The 15,714-nt window shown below is 73.6% G+C and carries 10 protein-coding genes; 1 reads left to right on the forward strand and 9 read right to left on the reverse strand.

The features are described 5' to 3' along the window. Window positions 1-161: 161 nt before the first annotated feature. The 4 genes from cimA to ACFVHI_RS35800 form a co-directional block, all read right to left on the reverse strand. Entirely contained in the window at window positions 162-1,766 is a 1,605-nt protein-coding gene (gene cimA, locus ACFVHI_RS35785; protein WP_363378769.1) for a citramalate synthase, read from the reverse strand. A 378-nt stretch (window positions 1,767-2,144) separates the two neighbouring features. Next, on the reverse strand, window positions 2,145-3,257 hold the full coding sequence (locus ACFVHI_RS35790) for a branched-chain amino acid aminotransferase (RefSeq protein WP_380346168.1): 1,113 nt from the start codon (window positions 3,255-3,257) through the stop codon (window positions 2,145-2,147). 246 nt (window positions 3,258-3,503) lie between these two features. Beyond that, on the reverse strand, window positions 3,504-4,541 hold the full coding sequence (locus ACFVHI_RS35795; protein ID WP_063347723.1) for a 3-isopropylmalate dehydrogenase: 1,038 nt from the start codon (window positions 4,539-4,541) through the stop codon (window positions 3,504-3,506). 9 nt (window positions 4,542-4,550) lie between these two features. Continuing rightward, window positions 4,551-5,168 (reverse strand): Uma2 family endonuclease, encoded by a 618-nt coding sequence (locus tag ACFVHI_RS35800; RefSeq protein WP_380346170.1) that lies wholly within the window; start codon window positions 5,166-5,168, stop codon window positions 4,551-4,553. Window positions 5,169-5,474: 306 nt separating this feature from the next. On the opposite strand from ACFVHI_RS35800, the gene ACFVHI_RS35805 reads away from it, so the two are divergent. Further along, window positions 5,475-7,958 carry a YfhO family protein gene (locus ACFVHI_RS35805; RefSeq protein WP_380346172.1) on the forward strand — a complete coding sequence of 828 codons (2,484 nt, stop codon included), beginning with the start codon at window positions 5,475-5,477 and terminating at the stop codon, window positions 7,956-7,958. Between the two features lie 154 nt (window positions 7,959-8,112). On the opposite strand, the gene ACFVHI_RS35810 is transcribed toward ACFVHI_RS35805, so the two are convergent. From ACFVHI_RS35810 to ilvN, 5 genes are all read right to left on the reverse strand, one after another. Next, a complete protein-coding gene (locus ACFVHI_RS35810) occupies window positions 8,113-11,448 on the reverse strand; it encodes a S8 family serine peptidase (protein WP_380346174.1) in 3,336 nt (1,111 codons plus the stop codon). A gap of 275 nt (window positions 11,449-11,723) precedes the next feature. Beyond that, on the reverse strand, window positions 11,724-11,885 hold the full coding sequence (locus ACFVHI_RS35815) for a hypothetical protein (protein ID WP_167745858.1): 162 nt from the start codon (window positions 11,883-11,885) through the stop codon (window positions 11,724-11,726). Window positions 11,886-12,116: 231 nt separating this feature from the next. Beyond that, the gene (serA, locus tag ACFVHI_RS35820; protein ID WP_063347726.1) at window positions 12,117-13,706 is read right to left on the reverse strand and encodes a phosphoglycerate dehydrogenase; all 1,590 of its coding nucleotides are present in this window, start codon (window positions 13,704-13,706) and stop codon (window positions 12,117-12,119) included. Between the two features lie 237 nt (window positions 13,707-13,943). Continuing rightward, window positions 13,944-14,942, reverse strand: a complete 999-nt coding sequence (gene ilvC / locus ACFVHI_RS35825) for a ketol-acid reductoisomerase (RefSeq protein ID WP_063347727.1) — start codon at window positions 14,940-14,942, stop codon at window positions 13,944-13,946. A gap of 115 nt (window positions 14,943-15,057) precedes the next feature. After that, the gene (ilvN, locus tag ACFVHI_RS35830; protein ID WP_030302941.1) at window positions 15,058-15,582 is read right to left on the reverse strand and encodes an acetolactate synthase small subunit; all 525 of its coding nucleotides are present in this window, start codon (window positions 15,580-15,582) and stop codon (window positions 15,058-15,060) included. Window positions 15,583-15,714: the final 132 nt, after the last annotated feature.

Here is a 15,714-nt window from a genome sequence, read left to right on the forward strand (position 1 = left end):
ACCTTGGTGGTTTGTGGGGCTTTTTTTTTTTACACCCCCCCCCCCCCCCCCGTTCGCCGCCCCCCGCCCGCGCCCCCCCCCCCCGCCCCTGGTTGGGGGGGGCGGGGCCCCCCCCCCGCGGCGGGTCGCCCGGCGGGCTGCCCGGTGAGCTACTCGGCGGTCTAGTCGGTGGGCTCCAGGCCGGCCCGGATCAGCCCGTAGGTGTAGGCGTCCTCCAACGCCAGCCAGGAGGCGGCCACCACGTTGTCGGCCACCCCGACGGTCGACCAGGTGGACGTGCCGTCGGTGGACTCGATCAGCACCCGGGTCTTGGAGCCGGTGCCGTGCTGGCCCTCCAGGATGCGGACCTTGTAGTCCACCAGCTCGAACCGGGCCAGCGGCGGGTAGATCCCCTCCAGCGCGGTGCGCAGCGCCTGGTCCAGCGCGTTCACCGGGCCGTTGCCCTCGCCGGTGGCGATCCGGCGCTCCCCCTTCGCCCACAGCTTCACCGTCGCCTCGTTGCCGGTGAACCCGTTCGGGCCCTGCTCGCTGATGGTCCGCCAGGACTCCAGGGTGTAGAAGCGCTCCCGGCCGCCGCGCACCTCGTCGCGCAGCAGCAGCTCGAAGGAGGCGTCGGCGGACTCGTAGGTGTAGCCGAGGTTCTCCTGCTCCTTCACCTTGGCCACCACCCGGCCGGCCAGGTCCCGGTCGCTGGACAGGTCGTAGCCGAGCTCCTTGCCCTTGAGCTCGACCGAGGCGCGGCCCGCCATGTCGGAGACCAGCATCCGCATGGTGTTGCCGACCCGCTCCGGGTCGATGTGCTGGTACAGGTCAGGGTCGACCTTGATCGCGGAGGCGTGCAGGCCCGCCTTGTGCGCGAAGGCCGAGTAGCCGACGTACGGCTGGTGGGTGGAGGGGGTCAGGTTGACCACCTCGGCGATCGCGTGCGACAGCCTGGTCATCTCGGCGAGCCGCCCCTCGGGGAGCACCCGCCGGTCGTACTTGATCTCCAGCGCGCCGACCACCGGGAACAGGTTGGCGTTGCCGACCCGCTCGCCGTAGCCGTTGGCGGTGCACTGGACGTGGGTGGCGCCGGCGTCCACCGCGGCCAGCGTGTTGGCCACCGCGCAGCCGGTGTCGTCCTGCGCGTGGATGCCCAGCCGGGCACCGGTGACGGCGAGGACGTCGGCGACGGTCTCCCGCACGCCGGCCGGCAGCATCCCGCCGTTGGTGTCGCACAGCACCACCACGTCCGCGCCCGCCTGGTGCGCGGTGCGGACCACGGCCAGCGCGTACTCGCGGTTCGCCCGGTAGCCGTCGAAGAAGTGCTCGCAGTCGATGAACACCCGCCGCCCCTGCGCGCGCAGGAACTCGACGCTGTCCCGGACCATCTCCAGGTTCTCGTCCAGGGTGGTGCGCAGCGCCAGCTCGACGTGCCGGTCGTGCGCCTTGGCGACGAGGGTGACGACCGGGGCGCCCGAGGCGACCAGCGCGGCCAGCTGCGGGTCCTCCGCGGCCTTGCCGCCGGCCCGGCGGGTGGCGCCGAAGGCGACCAGCCGGGCGTGCCGGAGGTCCAGTTCGGCGGCGGCCCGGGCGAAGAACTCGGTGTCGCGCGGGTTGGCCCCCGGCCAGCCGCCCTCGATGAAGCCCACCCCGAACTCGTCCAGGTACCGCGCGATGGCCAGCTTGTCCGCCACCGTCAGGTTGATGCCCTCCCGCTGCGCACCGTCGCGCAGGGTGGTGTCGAACACGTGGAAACTGTCGTCGGTACGGCTGACCTCGGTCATGACCCCTGGTTCTCCGTTCGGGGAGGTTCGTACTGCTCTGCCGGATTGCGAGTCCCGGCTCCACTGTCCAGCATCCCGCGCGCGGCTCCGGTGTCCCCGAGCCCCTTGTGGGGGCTCTCGGCCGGTCCGGAGGCTGTGTTCATCGGGGCGGTGCCCGAAAAACGAAAAAACCCCTCGCGGGTGCGAGAGGTCTGCGCGCGGGTCTGGACGCTGGTGGTCGCTCCGCATCGGGTCCTGCGGGAGCGGTCACTGCGGACCGGCGCGCCTGCTGCTAATCATCAGCGACAGCGAGGACACGCTCGCAGTCTGGCACACGTCCCGGCATCCGGCCCGCCCGTCTCGCGATGCGGAACAGGGCAGGCCGGAGCGGGTGCCGCCTCAGACGATCTTGTGCAGCCAGCCGTGGGTGTCGGGGGTCTGGCCGCCCTGGATGGCCAGCAGGACCCGGCGCAGCTCCATGGTGGTCGGGCCGGGCTCGCCGGCGCCGACCGTCCAGTCGGCGGCGGCCGACTTGACCGAGCCGACCGGGGTGATGACGGCGGCGGTGCCGCAGGCGAACACCTCGGTGAGGGTGCCGTCCGCGTTGGCCTGCTGCCACTCGTCGGTGGAGATCTTCCGCTCCTCGACGGCGTAGCCGAGGTCGGCGGCGAGCTGGAGGAGCGAGTCGCGGGTGATGCCGGGCAGCAGGGCGCCGGACAGCTCGGGGGTGACGATCTTCGCGTCCTTGCCCTCGCCGAAGACGAAGTACAGGTTCATGCCGCCCATCTCCTCGATCCACCGGTGCTCGGCGGCGTCGAGCCAGACGACCTGGTCGCAGCCCTTCTCGGCGGCCTGGGCCTGGGCGATCAGCGAAGCGGCGTAGTTGCCGGCGCACTTGGCGGCGCCGGTGCCGCCGGGAGCGGCCCGGACGTACTCCTTGGACAGCCACACCGAGACCGGCTTGACGCCGCCCGGGAAGTAGGCGCCGGCCGGCGAGGCGATGATCATGAACAGGTAGGAGTTGGCCGGGCGGACACCCAGACCGACCTCGGTGGCGAACATGAACGGACGCAGGTACAGGCTCTGCTCGGGCTCGTTCGGCACCCACCCCTGGTCCTGCTGGACCAGCAGCTCGACGGCCTCGACGAAGGTCTCCACCGGCAGCTCCGGCATCGCCAGCCGGCGGGCCGAGGCCTGGAAGCGGGCCGCGTTGGCCTCCGGACGGAAGGTCGCGATGGAGCCGTCGGCCTGGCGGTAGGCCTTCAGGCCCTCGAAGATCGACTGGCCGTAGTGCAGGGTCATGTTCGCCGGGTCGACCTCCAGCGGCGCGTACGGCGCCAGCTGGGCGTCGTGCCAGCCCACGCCCTCGGTCCAGCGGATGGTGACCATGTGGTCGGTGAAGACCCGGCCGAAGCCGGGGTTGATCAGCCGGGCCTCGCGCTCCGCGGTGGGCAGCGGGTGGGCGGAAGGCTTGAGGTCGAACGTGATGGGCGCCTGGGTGGGCGTGCTCATGGCTGTTTCCTTCACCGTGGGGTAGGTCCGGGCCGCCACCGCCGGGTGCCCGCCGCGGCCAACCAGCACCGGAACGAACGCACAACGGCACGACCCACTGTCGATACTCGCATCCAGAGGGCCGTGCCGAACAGCTGCCCGCTCCTTGGGGAGCTGCAAGCTGCGGTTATGTGGTGCGGCCCGCCGGGCCGCGACCGTTGTCGGCCCCGGCCCGTGGGCCGGAGTCCGTCAAGCGGATCCGGCCCGTCAGCCGGCTACTCGGGTGACCAGCGCGTCGCCGACCGCGGAGGTGCTGCGGGTGCCGGTGCGCTCGGCCAGGTCCGCCGCGACGGCGGCCTCCACCCGGGCGGCCTCGGCGGCGAAGCCCAGGTGCTCCAGCAGCATGGCGACCGACAGCACGGTGGCCGTCGGGTCGGCCTTGCCCTGGCCCGCGATGTCCGGCGCCGAACCGTGCACCGGCTCGAACATCGACGGGAACTCGCCGCCCGGGTTGATGTTGCCGCTCGCGGCCAGGCCGATCCCGCCGGTGACGGCGGCGGCCAGGTCGGTCAGGATGTCGCCGAACAGGTTGTCGGTGACGATGACGTCGAAGCGCTCCGGCTGGGTGACGAAGAAGATCGTCGCCGCGTCGACGTGCAGGTAGTCGGTGGTGACCTCCGGGAACTCCCGGCCGACCTCCGCGAAGATCCGCGACCACAGGTGCCCGGCGTGCACCAGCACGTTGTTCTTGTGCACCAGCGTCAGCTTCTTGCGCGGACGCGCCTGGGCCCGGCGGTAGGCGTCGCGCACCACGCGCTCGATGCCGAACGCGGTGTTCAGGCTGACCTCGGTGGCCACCTCCTGCGGCGTCCCGGTGCGCAGCGAGCCGCCGTTGCCGACGTACGGGCCCTCGGTGCCCTCGCGGACCACCACGAAGTCGATGGTCGGCTCACCGGCCAGCGGGGACTTCACCCCGGGGAACAGGCGGCCCGGACGCAGGTTGATGTGGTGGTCGAAGGCGAACCGCAGCTTCAGCAGCAGCCCCCGCTCCAGCACGCCCGACGGCACGCTCGGGTCGCCGATGGCGCCCAGCAGGATCGCGTCGTGCGACTTCAGCTCGGCCAGCACGCTGTCCGGCAGGGTCTCCCCGGTCCGGTGGTAGCGCCGGGCGCCGAGGTCGTACTCGGTGGTCTCCAGCTTCACCTCGGCGGGAAGCACGGCACCCAGGACCTTGAGACCTTCGGCCACCACTTCCTGGCCGATGCCGTCACCCGGGACAACTGCGAGACGAATCGTGCGAGACATGCTCGGACCCTACTCCGGTGTCCCAGGGGCTGACACCCGGCGTCCACCATCCGGACGGGTCAGGGTGACCGTCAACGGAAACGGCCGCTGAACCGTCAGGCTGCCAGGGAAAGTCCCGCTCTGAACGTAATCGCCGGCAGCCTCATCCAACTCGTAGGCGTAAACCACCGGTTCACGCTGCTCACGCTCGACACGCCAGAAGTAGCGGATCCCGGCAGCGGCGTACTTGCGCGGCTTGACGTCGCGGTCCCGCTCCGCCGATGCCTCCTCGACCACTTCCACGGCCAACAGAACATCCCGGGCCAGCCAGAACGTCTGATCGGGCCCGGTGTCCGCTCGGGCATCGACGACCATGACATCGGGCTCCGGCCGGTTACGGGTGTCGAGCTTCAACCCCATCCGGCAGCAGACCTCCCAACCGTCCGGCACCTGGTCGGCCAGTTGCTGATCCAGCCTGCTGGTGGTCCGGGCATGGAACGTTGTCTGACGGGCGGAGAAGACCAGGCCACCGAAGAGCAACTCGGTGTGGGGCGGGAGATCCCGTAGCCGATCCAGGTCGTCCGCGGTGTAGCCGGTAGCCGGAGGGCGCAGCCACTCCGGCATCGCAAGGTCGAGTTCCCTTTCCACGGGGGCACCGTCGCAGGCCGATCCGCCGGGCTGCCACCTCATCACCCCTTCGAGGGAGCGCGGGGGGCCTGATCCGCGCGGGGGGCGCGCTCAGGTCCTGTCCGGTCGATCTTGGCGGATCAGCCCGCGGCGTTGGGCGCCCGGCTGGGCGTGCGCCCGGATCGCCCTCGTACTGGACCGTACTTGGGCGATTCGGGCGTGCGTCCAGGCGGGATGCCCGGCGTCGCGGGCCCGGCAAGATCGGCCGGACAGGACCTAGGGTGGCGGGGTCCGGCAATCCCTCGCGGAAACGGGGTCGAGCAGCAGATGGGCGTGCGGCGGCGGGAGGTGCTGGTCTGCGGGAGTGCGGCCGGGCTGGCGGCGGGCGGGTACGCGCTCGCGGTGGGGCTGCGCGGGGCGTGGCCGACGGGGGCGGGCGAGGCCGCCCTGCCGTACCACGCCCACCTGTGGGACCTGCTGCACGGGCGGGCCGCCGGGGACCTCCTGTTCAACTGGAACAGCGGCTACGGCGTCCCGTTCCTCGCCGACTTCTTCGCCTACCTGATGAACCCGTTCTCCTGGCCGACCGCCCTCCTCCCCCGCGACCAGGGCCGGCTCGCGCTCCTCCTGGTCACTCTCGCCATCATCGGCCTCGGCACCGCCCTGATGGCCCACCTGCTCGGCCGGCTGCACGCCGGCCCGCACTGGCTGCGGGCGCTCGCCGCCGTCGGGTACGGGCTCTGCGCCTGGGTGCTCGACGTCGGCGGGGCGGCGCCGATGTGGCTCTGGGGCCTGGTCTCGCTGCCGCTGCTCGGCCTGGCTGCCGACTGGTGCCTGCGCGAGCGGCGCTGGGTGGCCGGCTCGCTGTGCGTCACCCTCGCCTGGGCCGGCAACCTGTACACCGCCGCGCTGGCCACCCTGATGGCCGGGCTGCTGCTGGCCGTCCGTCTGTTCGCCACCCCGCGGCCGTTGCGTCACCGGGTCCGGGTCACCGGGCGGGCCTTCACCATGGCCACCACCGGCGTCCTGCTCGCCTCGCCCGTGCTGTTCGTCGCCGTCCGGGCCGCGCACGGCGCCCAGCCGGAGTCCCCGGTGCAGCCGCTCGGCCCGTCCGGGCTCGGCGGGCACCTCGCGCAGTTGCTGCCCGCCACCCATGGCGGGCGGCCGCTGCCGGACGTCGCGATCGGCCTGCTGGGGCTGCTGCTGGTGTGCGGGCTGCCGTTCAACCGGCGGGTGCGGGTACGGGAGCGGGCGGTCTGGGGCGGGGCGCTGGTGCTGGTGGTGCTCAGCTTCGTCTGGACCCCGACCGTGCTGGTCTGGCACGGTCTGGCGATCCCGGCCGGCGGGCCGTACCGGGTCGCGTTCGTGCTCAGCGGCCTGCTGGTGCTGGCGGGCTGGGTGTCGCTGGCGCACCGGCCGGACCGGCTCACCCTGCTGGGCGGCGCCGCCGTGGTCGCGGTGATCGCCGCGCTGGCGGCGGGCCGGCACTCGGTCCGCGCCTCCACCTGGACGCTGCTGGCCGTCGGCGGGGTCGTCCTGCTCGCCGCGCTCTGGACCCTCGACCGCCGGCACACCGACCGCCGGGCCACCGCCCTGGCGACCTGGGTGCTGGCCGGCGTGGTGCTCGGCAACGCCGTCTGGTCCGGGTACGCGGCGCTCGCCGCCGCCCCGGCCGACCCCGCCTCCCCCGCCGCCGTCCGGGCCGGGTACGCGGCGGTGCGCGACGGCGCCGACTGGCCCCGGGGCCGCAGCGACCCCGGCCCGCACGCCTTCACCACCAACGATCCGCTGCTGCTCGACGGCCAGGGCGGCGGCTACTTCAGCGGCTACCTGCCGACCGTCGCCGCCCTGCTGCTGCACGACCTCGGCGCGGGCTGGACGGCGGGCGGGCGGCAGACCGCCAGCGTCACCGACCCGGTCGGGCAGGCCCTGTTCGCCGTCCGCGCCCACCTCGACGACGGGCCGCCCCCGGCCGGCTTCACCCCCGGACGGGCCGCCGCACCGCCGCTGGTCACCGTGCTGCCGCCCGGCGCCCGGCCGGACACCTCCTCGGTCTGGTCCCGGCAGGAGTCACTGCTCGGCAGCCGGGTGTACGAGGCCCCGCTGCCCGTCCCGGCCGGCGGCCCGCCGCCCACCCTGCACGGCACCAGCGGCTGGTCGCTGCCCGGCGGCGCCGAGGGCACCGTCCTCACCGCGGCCTGCACCCCCGGCGGCACGGCCTACTTCCACGGCGTCTGGTACCGGGGCACGGTCAGCGGCCTCGGCACCACCTACCGCAGCGACGGCGAACAGCCCACCACTGCCGTCGCGATCCACCGGCTGGGGCCGGTCCCCGCCGACGGGACGGTCCGGGTGACCCTGCGCTCCGACACGGTCGGCCAGGTCCCGGCCCGTCCGATCGGCTGCCTGCGGCCCGGCGCCCTGGACGCCGCCGTCGCCCGTCTCACCGCCACCGGCGCGACCGGCGTGACGGCCGGCGGGCACACCCTCGCCGCGACCCTCCCGGCCGGCTCCACCGGCACCGCGCTGCTGTCCGTCCCGGCCGCCGAGGGCTGGACCTGCGCGGCGGGCGGCGGCCGGTACGTCCCGCCGACGCCCGTCCTGGGCATGATCGGCGTACCGCTCGGCGCCGGCGCCGACCGCATCGCCTGCTCCTTCCGCCCGCCCGGTCTCACCGAGGGCCTCACCGTCTGCTCCGCCACCGCCGCCGCCCTCGCCCTGGTCGCCGTCTTCACCCGCTTCTCCCGCCGCCCGACCCGCGCCCCCCGCCGCACCCGCCGGCTCGCCGCCCAGGCCGCCGACCGAGGCTGAGGCGGCCGGGCCTGACGCAACCGGGCCTGAGGCGGCCGGGCCGGGCACGGCCGACCGCCGGTGGCACCGCAAGTGGGCCCGCGCCACCGAGGCGCGGCACAACGCGCGAGGGGCGGCCCGCCAGGTCGGCGGGCCGCCCCTCGGACGGGTGCGGTCAGGGGAGGCTGATCACCTGGCTCCGGTGGGCGGCGGGGTTGAGGTGGTGGAGCAGGAGCAGGCGGGAGGTGTCGCCGGGGGTGCGGCGGATGTCGAGGACGGTGCCGGGCCGGACCGGGGTGGCGAGGGCCGCGGGGCCGCCGAGGCCGGCGCGGATGTCGACGGCGGGGTGCAGGACGTCGAGGGCCAGGACGGGGCGGGTGCCGCGCAGGCCGATGGCGGAGTAGGACTCGGCCGGGTCGGGTGTGCCGGGGGCGACGGTGCTGGTCCAGACGCCGTAGTGGATGGTGCTGTGGCCTTCCCGGACGCCCGGGAGGGCGCTCAGCCGGACGGGGAGGACGACGGCGTCGCCGTCCAGCAGGGCGGTGTCGGTGTCGCCCCAGTGGCCGTTGAGCGGCTGGACGTCGAGTTCGGCGCCGGTTCGGGCGTCCAGGGCGCGGGAGACGAGGACGTCGCTGTTGCGCAGCCGGTCTGCTTCGAGGATGACGTCGGTGGTGCCGTCGCCGTCGGTGTCCAGGGAGACCCGGACGCCGTAGAGCCCGACCGGGGTGGCGGCCGGGGCCCAGAGCTGGGCGCCCACGTAGAGCAGGTCGGAGCTGGTGGCGGCACCGACGACCCGCAGGTTGGCGGCCCGGTCGCCGGGGTGCTGGACGCAGACGTCCTGCGGGGGGTCGGCCGGCTCGGCGTCGTCGTCGGGCCGGATGCCGGCCCCGGGCCCGACGGCGGCTTCGCTGTCGGGCGGGCAGTCGGCCCAGCGGGTGCCTTCGCCGCCGAGGGTGAGGGCGGTGACGAGTCCGGGCCGGTTGCCGGGGGCGGCGCTGCCGCCGAGCATCAGCACGGTGCCGTCCCGGGTGGTGCGGGCGGCGGCGGTGGCGGTGAGGTCGGTGGCCGGGCGCGGGGCGGCGAGGACGGGGACGCGCAGTTGGGGCAGGGCCGGGTCGGTGACGGGGGTGAGCAGGACGCGGCCGGAGAGTTCGGCGCGGTAGCTGCGGGCCTTGCCGTTCTGCAGGGTGTCGATGGTGGGGTCGGGGGCCCGGCCCAGTTCCCCGGGGACGGCGAGGGTGACGTGCACCCGCGCGGTGCCGCCGGCCGGGACGTCGACCTGGTCCGGCGTCACCTCGAAGGTGGCGCCGGGCAGTTCGGTGGCGGCCGCGTAGCCGGTGCGGTAGCTCAACGGCCGGTCCGCGTGGTTGCGCACCTCGATGTCGCGGCCGAGGGCGGTCGGCCCGGCGATCTCGACCGGCCCGTAGGAGACGCCGACGCTGCCTTCGGCCGCTCCGTCGTCGGCCGCGTAGGCGACGACGGGGGTGTGGACGGCCCGGTCGACCTGGGCGCGGCCGCCGCCGGTGCGCTCGGGGCCGTAGACCGGTCCGCCGTGGTCGTCGCCGAGCCAGGTGTCGACGGCGGTGTTCATGAGCGCGGCCTTGAGCTGTTCGACCGGCCAGTCGGGGTGGGCGGCGCGGACGAGGGCGGCGAGGCCGGTGATGTGCGGGGTGGCCATCGAGGTGCCGTCCTCGCGCTGGCCGCCGCTGCCGCTGCCGACGAGGGCGGACCAGATGGTCTCGCCGGGGGCGGCGAGGTCGGGTTTGACGATGCCGGGGACGCCGATGCCGCGGGAGGAGAAGTCGGTGAGGGTGTCGGTGCGGGCGGGCTGGTCCTGGGAGACGGAGCCGTGCAGCGGGTTGCCGGGGGCGGCGAGGCGGATCTCGACCGGTCCGGCCGCGGCGGCCTGCCGGAGCCGTTCGCCGTCGGCGTGGGCGAGCAGGGCGGCCGGGATGCGGTCGTTGCCGGAGATCTCGGCGAGGTGGTCGGTGTCGGCGGCGTAGAGGGCGCCGATCGCACCGGCGTCGGCGGCGTGGTCGGCGCGGGGGCCGGAGTTGCAGGCCCGTTCGGTGTCGCGGGTGCGCCAGGTGAGGACGGCGATCTTTCCGGCGAGCCGCTGCCGGTCGGCTTCGCTGTAGGCGGCGCAGCCGTCGGACTGGTCGGCGGGCAGGGCGAGTTGGCCGCTGACGTCGGCGCTGGACCAGCCCTGGTAGCGCTCGCTCCAGTGGGCCGGGACGACGCCGGCCAGGCTGGCGGGGGCGAGCACGGTGAGGCCGTCGGTGTCGCTGTGCGGGTCGACGGAGGCGGCGACGGCGATGGCCCGGGCGGCGGTGCCGGGGCTGCCGCCGATGCCGTAGACGTCGCCGTCGTTGCCGGCGGCGGCGACCACGACGGTGCCGAGGGCGGCGAGCCGGTCGACGGCGAGGGCGTCGGTGTCGTCGGGGTTGCCGAAGCGGCTGCCGAGGGAGAGGTTGACGACGTCGAGGCGGTCGCCGAGGTCACCGTCGCCGTTGGGGTCGGCGGCGAGGTCTAGGGCCTGGGCGAGCCGGTCGGTGGAGCCGTCGCAGCCGAAGACCCGGATCGCGTACAGCTGGGCGCCGGGGGCGGCGCCGGGGCCGACCTTGAACCCGGCGGGGTCGAGTCCGGGCCGGTAGGGGCCGGTGTACGGGTGGCCGTCGGCGGTGACGCCGTAGCCGGCGGCGGTGCCGGCGACGTGGGTGCCGTGCCCGTTGCGGTCGCAGTCGATCGGGTTGTCGCTGGGGTGCGGGACGGGCTGGTGGTGGGGGGAGGACGGGTCGGGGTTGTAGTCGTCGCCGACCAGGTCCTTGCCGCCGATCACCTTGGCGTTGGGGAACAGCTCGGGCGGGGCCGGCTTGCCGCGTTCGACGGAGCGGAAGGCGGCCTCGGTGCCGGGGCCGCCGAAGTCGGCGTGGGTGTAGTCGATGCCGCTGTCGATGATGCCGATCCGCACCCCCTGGCCGGTGTTGCCGTCGCCGGTGGCGCCGGCCCAGACCTGCGGGGCGCCGAGCAACGGGACGGAGTAGGCGTTGTCCCGCTGTTTGCGGACGATCGGGTGGACGGCCCGGACGCCGGGCAGCGCGCGCAGGGCGGGCAGCCGGTCGGCGGGCGCGTTGACGGCGAGGCCGGTGAGCAGGGTGCGGGTGCGGTAGAGCTCGCCGGCGGTGGGCGCCGCCCGGTGGACGGCCGCGGCGAGCCGGTCGAGGGCTTCGCCGGCCTTGGCGCGCTGGGCGGCGCCGGCATCGGCGGCCTCCCGGCGGGCGGCCTCCGGGGAGCGCTGGGCCCGCCGGGCCCCGTCGGCGGCGCGCCGCCAGGCGGGGCCGGCCGGCTCGGTGCCGAGTTCGAGCAGGACGGTGGCCGTTCGGCCGGCCCTCGACGGCTCCGTCGGGGGCCCGCCGGAGGCCGGGGTGGCGGCGAGCGCCGCGCTCCCGGCCAGCACGGCCAGGGTGAGGCCGATCCGGGTGATGGGTCGGCGGACGGATGGCAGGCGCACTGGGCCCTCTCCCCCCGGCAGGGGGACTGATCCGCACACCGTGTCGCTGACGCCCGCCCGCGCGAACGTCGATCACCCTTCCGGGGGCCCCAAATTAGGATGATCGCGCCGGCGAGCGCGAGCAACTTCCCTCGGACGGACGCCGGTTGCACTCGACCGGGTGACCTGACGGCAGCCCGAGCGGCCTATTCGGCAGATGAACGGCCGGGTCGGAGAAGCCCCCCGAGGAGGGCCGTCCGACGACCCCTGACAGACAGGCCCGCCAGGGGTTCCCGTCAGAGGTGCCCGGTCGAGCCGCCGTTGTCGCGGCGGTCCAGCGCCCGCTGCAGCGCGGCGGCGGCGAAGGGGTTCCGCTCGGCGGCCCGGCGCCGGCGCGGGGCGCGGACGGGGGTGGCGGCGGGGGCGGCAGTGGCGTGGCGGTCGGCGGTGAGGGGCATACCGGGCTCCTTGGAAGCGGCGCCCCGAAGAGGGCGCGGGAGGGGAGGGGTACGCGCGGGGGCAGGGATCGCCTGCCCGTGAAGGCGCACGCGGACACGGGCCGAACGCCCTGTCTACAGGGTCGGCACGCCGTATCGCCCTTCCACGGTACGACCGGGCCCGGGCCGTGTCTGCACGAATACTTGGATTTCCTAGTATCTGAGACGGGCACCCCCCGGGGGGCGTCGGGCTCAGGCGCCCAGGTCGACCGAGCGGGCGAAGCGGGCGCCGATCTCGGCGGCGATCGCCGACAGCACGTCCTGCGGGATCTGGCTGTCCACGGTGATGGAGGCGAGCGCGCCGCCGCCGTCGCGGGCTACCTGCATGCCGGCGATGTTGATGCCGGCGTCGCCGAGGTGGCGGCCGAGCACGCCGACCACGCCGGGGCGGTCCTCGTACTTGAAGAAGGCCATGTGGTCGGTGAGCGCGACGTCCACGTCGAAGGCGTCCACGCCGACGATCTTCTGGGTCTGCTTCGGGCCGGCCAGGGTGCCGGAGATGGCGATCTCCTCGCCGTTCGCGAGCGTGCCGCGGACGGTGATCACGTTGCGGTGCTCGGCGCTCTCGCTGGAGGTGGTCAGGCGGACCTCGACGCCGCGCTCCTGGGCGAACAGCGGGGCGTTGACGTAGGACACCGTCTCCGCCACCACGTCCTCGAACACGCCCTTCAGCGCGGACAGTTCGAGCACCTTCACGTCGTGCTGGGTGATCTCGCCGCGGACCTCGACGTCGAGCCGGACGGCGACCTCGCCGGCCAGCGCGGTGAAGATCCGGCCGAGCTTCTCGGCCAGCGGCAGGCCCGGACGCACGTCCTCGGCGATCACGCCGCCCTGGACGTTGACGGCGTCCGGCACCAGCTCACCGGCCAGCGCCAGGCGCACCGACTTGGCGACGGCGATGCCGGCCTTCTCCTGCGCCTCGTCGGTGGAGGCGCCCAGGTGCGGGGTGGCGACCACGTTGTCGAAGCCGAACAGCGGGGAGTCGGTGCACGGCTCCTTGGTGTACACGTCCAGGCCGGCGCCGGCCACCCGGCCGTCGCGCAGGGCGTTGGCGAGCGCCTCCTCGTCCACGATGCCGCCGCGGGCGGCGTTGACGATGCGCACGGTCGGCTTGACCTTGTGCAGCGCCTCGTCGCCGATCAGGCCGATGGTCTCGGGGGTCTTGGGGAGGTGGACGGTGATGAAGTCCGAGACCTCCAGCAGCTCCTCCAGGGTGACCAGCTTGACGCCCATCTGGGCGGCGCGGGCGGCCTGGATGTAGGGGTCGTACGCGACGATCTTCATGCCGAACGCGGACATCCGCTGGGCGACCAGGACGCCGATCCGGCCGAGGCCGACGACGCCGAGGGTCTTCTCGCTCAGCTCGACGCCGGTGTACTTGTTGCGCTTCCACTCGCCCTGCTTGAGCGCGGCGTTGGCCGGCGCGATGTTGCGGGCGACGGAGATCAGCAGGCCGCAGGCGAGTTCGGCGGCGGTGACGATGTTGGAGGTCGGCGCGTTCACGACCATCACGCCGGCCTTGGTGGCGGCGGCGACGTCCACGTTGTCCAGGCCGACCCCGGCCCGGGCGACCACCTTGAGCTTGCGGGCGACGGCCAGCGCCTCCGCGTCGACCTTGGTGGCGGAGCGGATCAGGATCGCGTCGACGTCGGCGATCGCGCCGAGCAGCTCGGTGCGGTCGGCGCCGTTGCAGTGGCGGATCTCGAAGTCGGGGCCGAGGGCGTCGACGGTGGCGGGCGACAGCTCTTCGGCGATCAGGACGACGGCGGTTTTGGATGTCACAGTGCTCACGACAGTGTGTCCTTAACTCTGCGGTTCTCCCCGGCACGTGGGTGGCGTGGACGGCGGGGGGAAGGTGGCATGCCGCGTAGGTAGACGCACGACGCTGTGGGCCTGACGCGCACTCGGAGTGTATCGACGGGCTGGGTACCAGGCTGCTCCCGTCCGGCGAAATCACCCGGACGGGAGCAGCCTACTTGTACAAGGAAGTTACAAAATCGGGCAGAGCCCGAGGCCGGTTCAGGCCTTGTCGTCGACCCAGCTCATCAGCGAGCGCAGCTTCTTGCCGGTGGTCTCCAGCAGGTGGTCCTCGTCGGCCTTCTTGTACTCGTTGTACTTGGGCAGACCGGCCTTGTACTCGGCGATCCAGGTGTTGGCGAAGGTGCCGTCCTGGATCTCGGCGAGGACCTTGCGCATCTCGGCCTTGGTGGCGTCGGTGATGATCCGCGGGCCGGTGACGTAGTCGCCCCACTCGGCGGTCTCGGAGACCGACCAGCGCATCTTCTCCAGGCCGCCCTCGTACATCAGGTCGACGATGAGCTTCAGCTCGTGCAGGCACTCGAAGTAGGCGATCTCCGGCTGGTAGCCGGCCTCGACCAGGGTCTCGAAACCGGCCTTCACCAGGGCGGCGGTGCCACCGCACAGGACGGCCTGCTCACCGAACAGGTCGGTCTCGGTCTCCTCGGTGAAGGTGGTCTTGATGACGCCGGCCTTGGTGGCGCCCAGGCCCTTGGCGTAGGACAGCGCCAGGTCGAAGGCCTTGCCGGAGGCGTCCTGCTCGACGGCGACGATCGCGGGGACGCCGCGGCCCTCCTCGTACTGGCGGCGGACCAGGTGGCCCGGGCCCTTCGGGGCGACCATGCAGACGTCGACGTCCGCCGGGGGCTTGATGAAGCCGAAGCGGATGTTCAGGCCGTGGCCGAAGAACAGGGCGTCGCCGGCCTTCAGGTGCGGGGCGATGTCGGCCTCGTAGACGTCGGCCTGGATCGGGTCCGGCACCAGGATCATGATGACGTCGGCCTCGGCCGCGGCCTCGGCCGGGGTGACGACGCGCAGGCCGGCCTCCTCCGCCTTGGCGCGGGACTTGGACTCCGGCTTCAGGCCGACCCGGACGTCGGCGCCGGAGTCGCGCAGGGACAGCGCGTGGGCGTGGCCCTGGCTGCCGTAGCCGATGACCGCGACCTTGCGGCCCTGGATGATGGACAGGTCGGCGTCGTCTTCGTAGAACAGCTCGGCCACGGGGGCACATCTCCTTGCGTGATGGTTGCCGGGTACGCGTTCTCTACGGTAGGCGTACCGGCGGGGGCGTGGGGCGGTGCTTCAGGGTGTGAGACGGCCTGCGTCTCGGGGGTGCTCAGGCGCTGCGGTCGAGGGCGCGCAACGAGCGGTCCGTGATCGAACGGGCGCCGCGCCCGATGGCGACCAGGCCGGACTGGACCAACTCCTTGATGCCGTAAGGCTCCAGCATCCGGAGCATGGCCTCCAGCTTGTCCGAGCTTCCGGTGGCCTCGATGGTCACCGCGTCCGGGGACACGTCGACCGTCTTGGCACGGAACAGCTGGACGATCTCGACGATCTGCGACCGGGTCTCGTTGTCGGCGCGGACCTTCACCAGGACCAGTTCCCGCTGGATCGCAGCGGACTGGTCGAGTTCGACGATCTTTATCACGTTCACGAGCTTGTTGAGCTGCTTGGTGACCTGTTCCAGCGGGAGGTCCTCGACGTTGACCACGATGGTCATCCGGGACACGTCCGGATGCTCGGTCGGGCCGACGGCGAGGGAGTCGATGTTGAAGCCCCGACGGGAGAACAGGGCGGCGATGCGGGCGAGCACGCCGGGCTTGTTCTCGACCAGGACGGAGAGGGTGTGCTTGGACATGGGGTTCCTCAGGCGCTCTGGAGTTGAAGGGGGGCGTTAGTCGAGGTCGTCGCCGAAGTCGGGGCGGACGCCCTTGGCGAACTGGATCTCGTCGTTGCTGGTGCCGGCCGCGACCATCGGCCAGACCATGGC

The organism is Kitasatospora sp. NPDC127121, from assembly GCF_042677305.1.
GTDB lineage: Bacteria > Actinomycetota > Actinomycetes > Streptomycetales > Streptomycetaceae > Kitasatospora.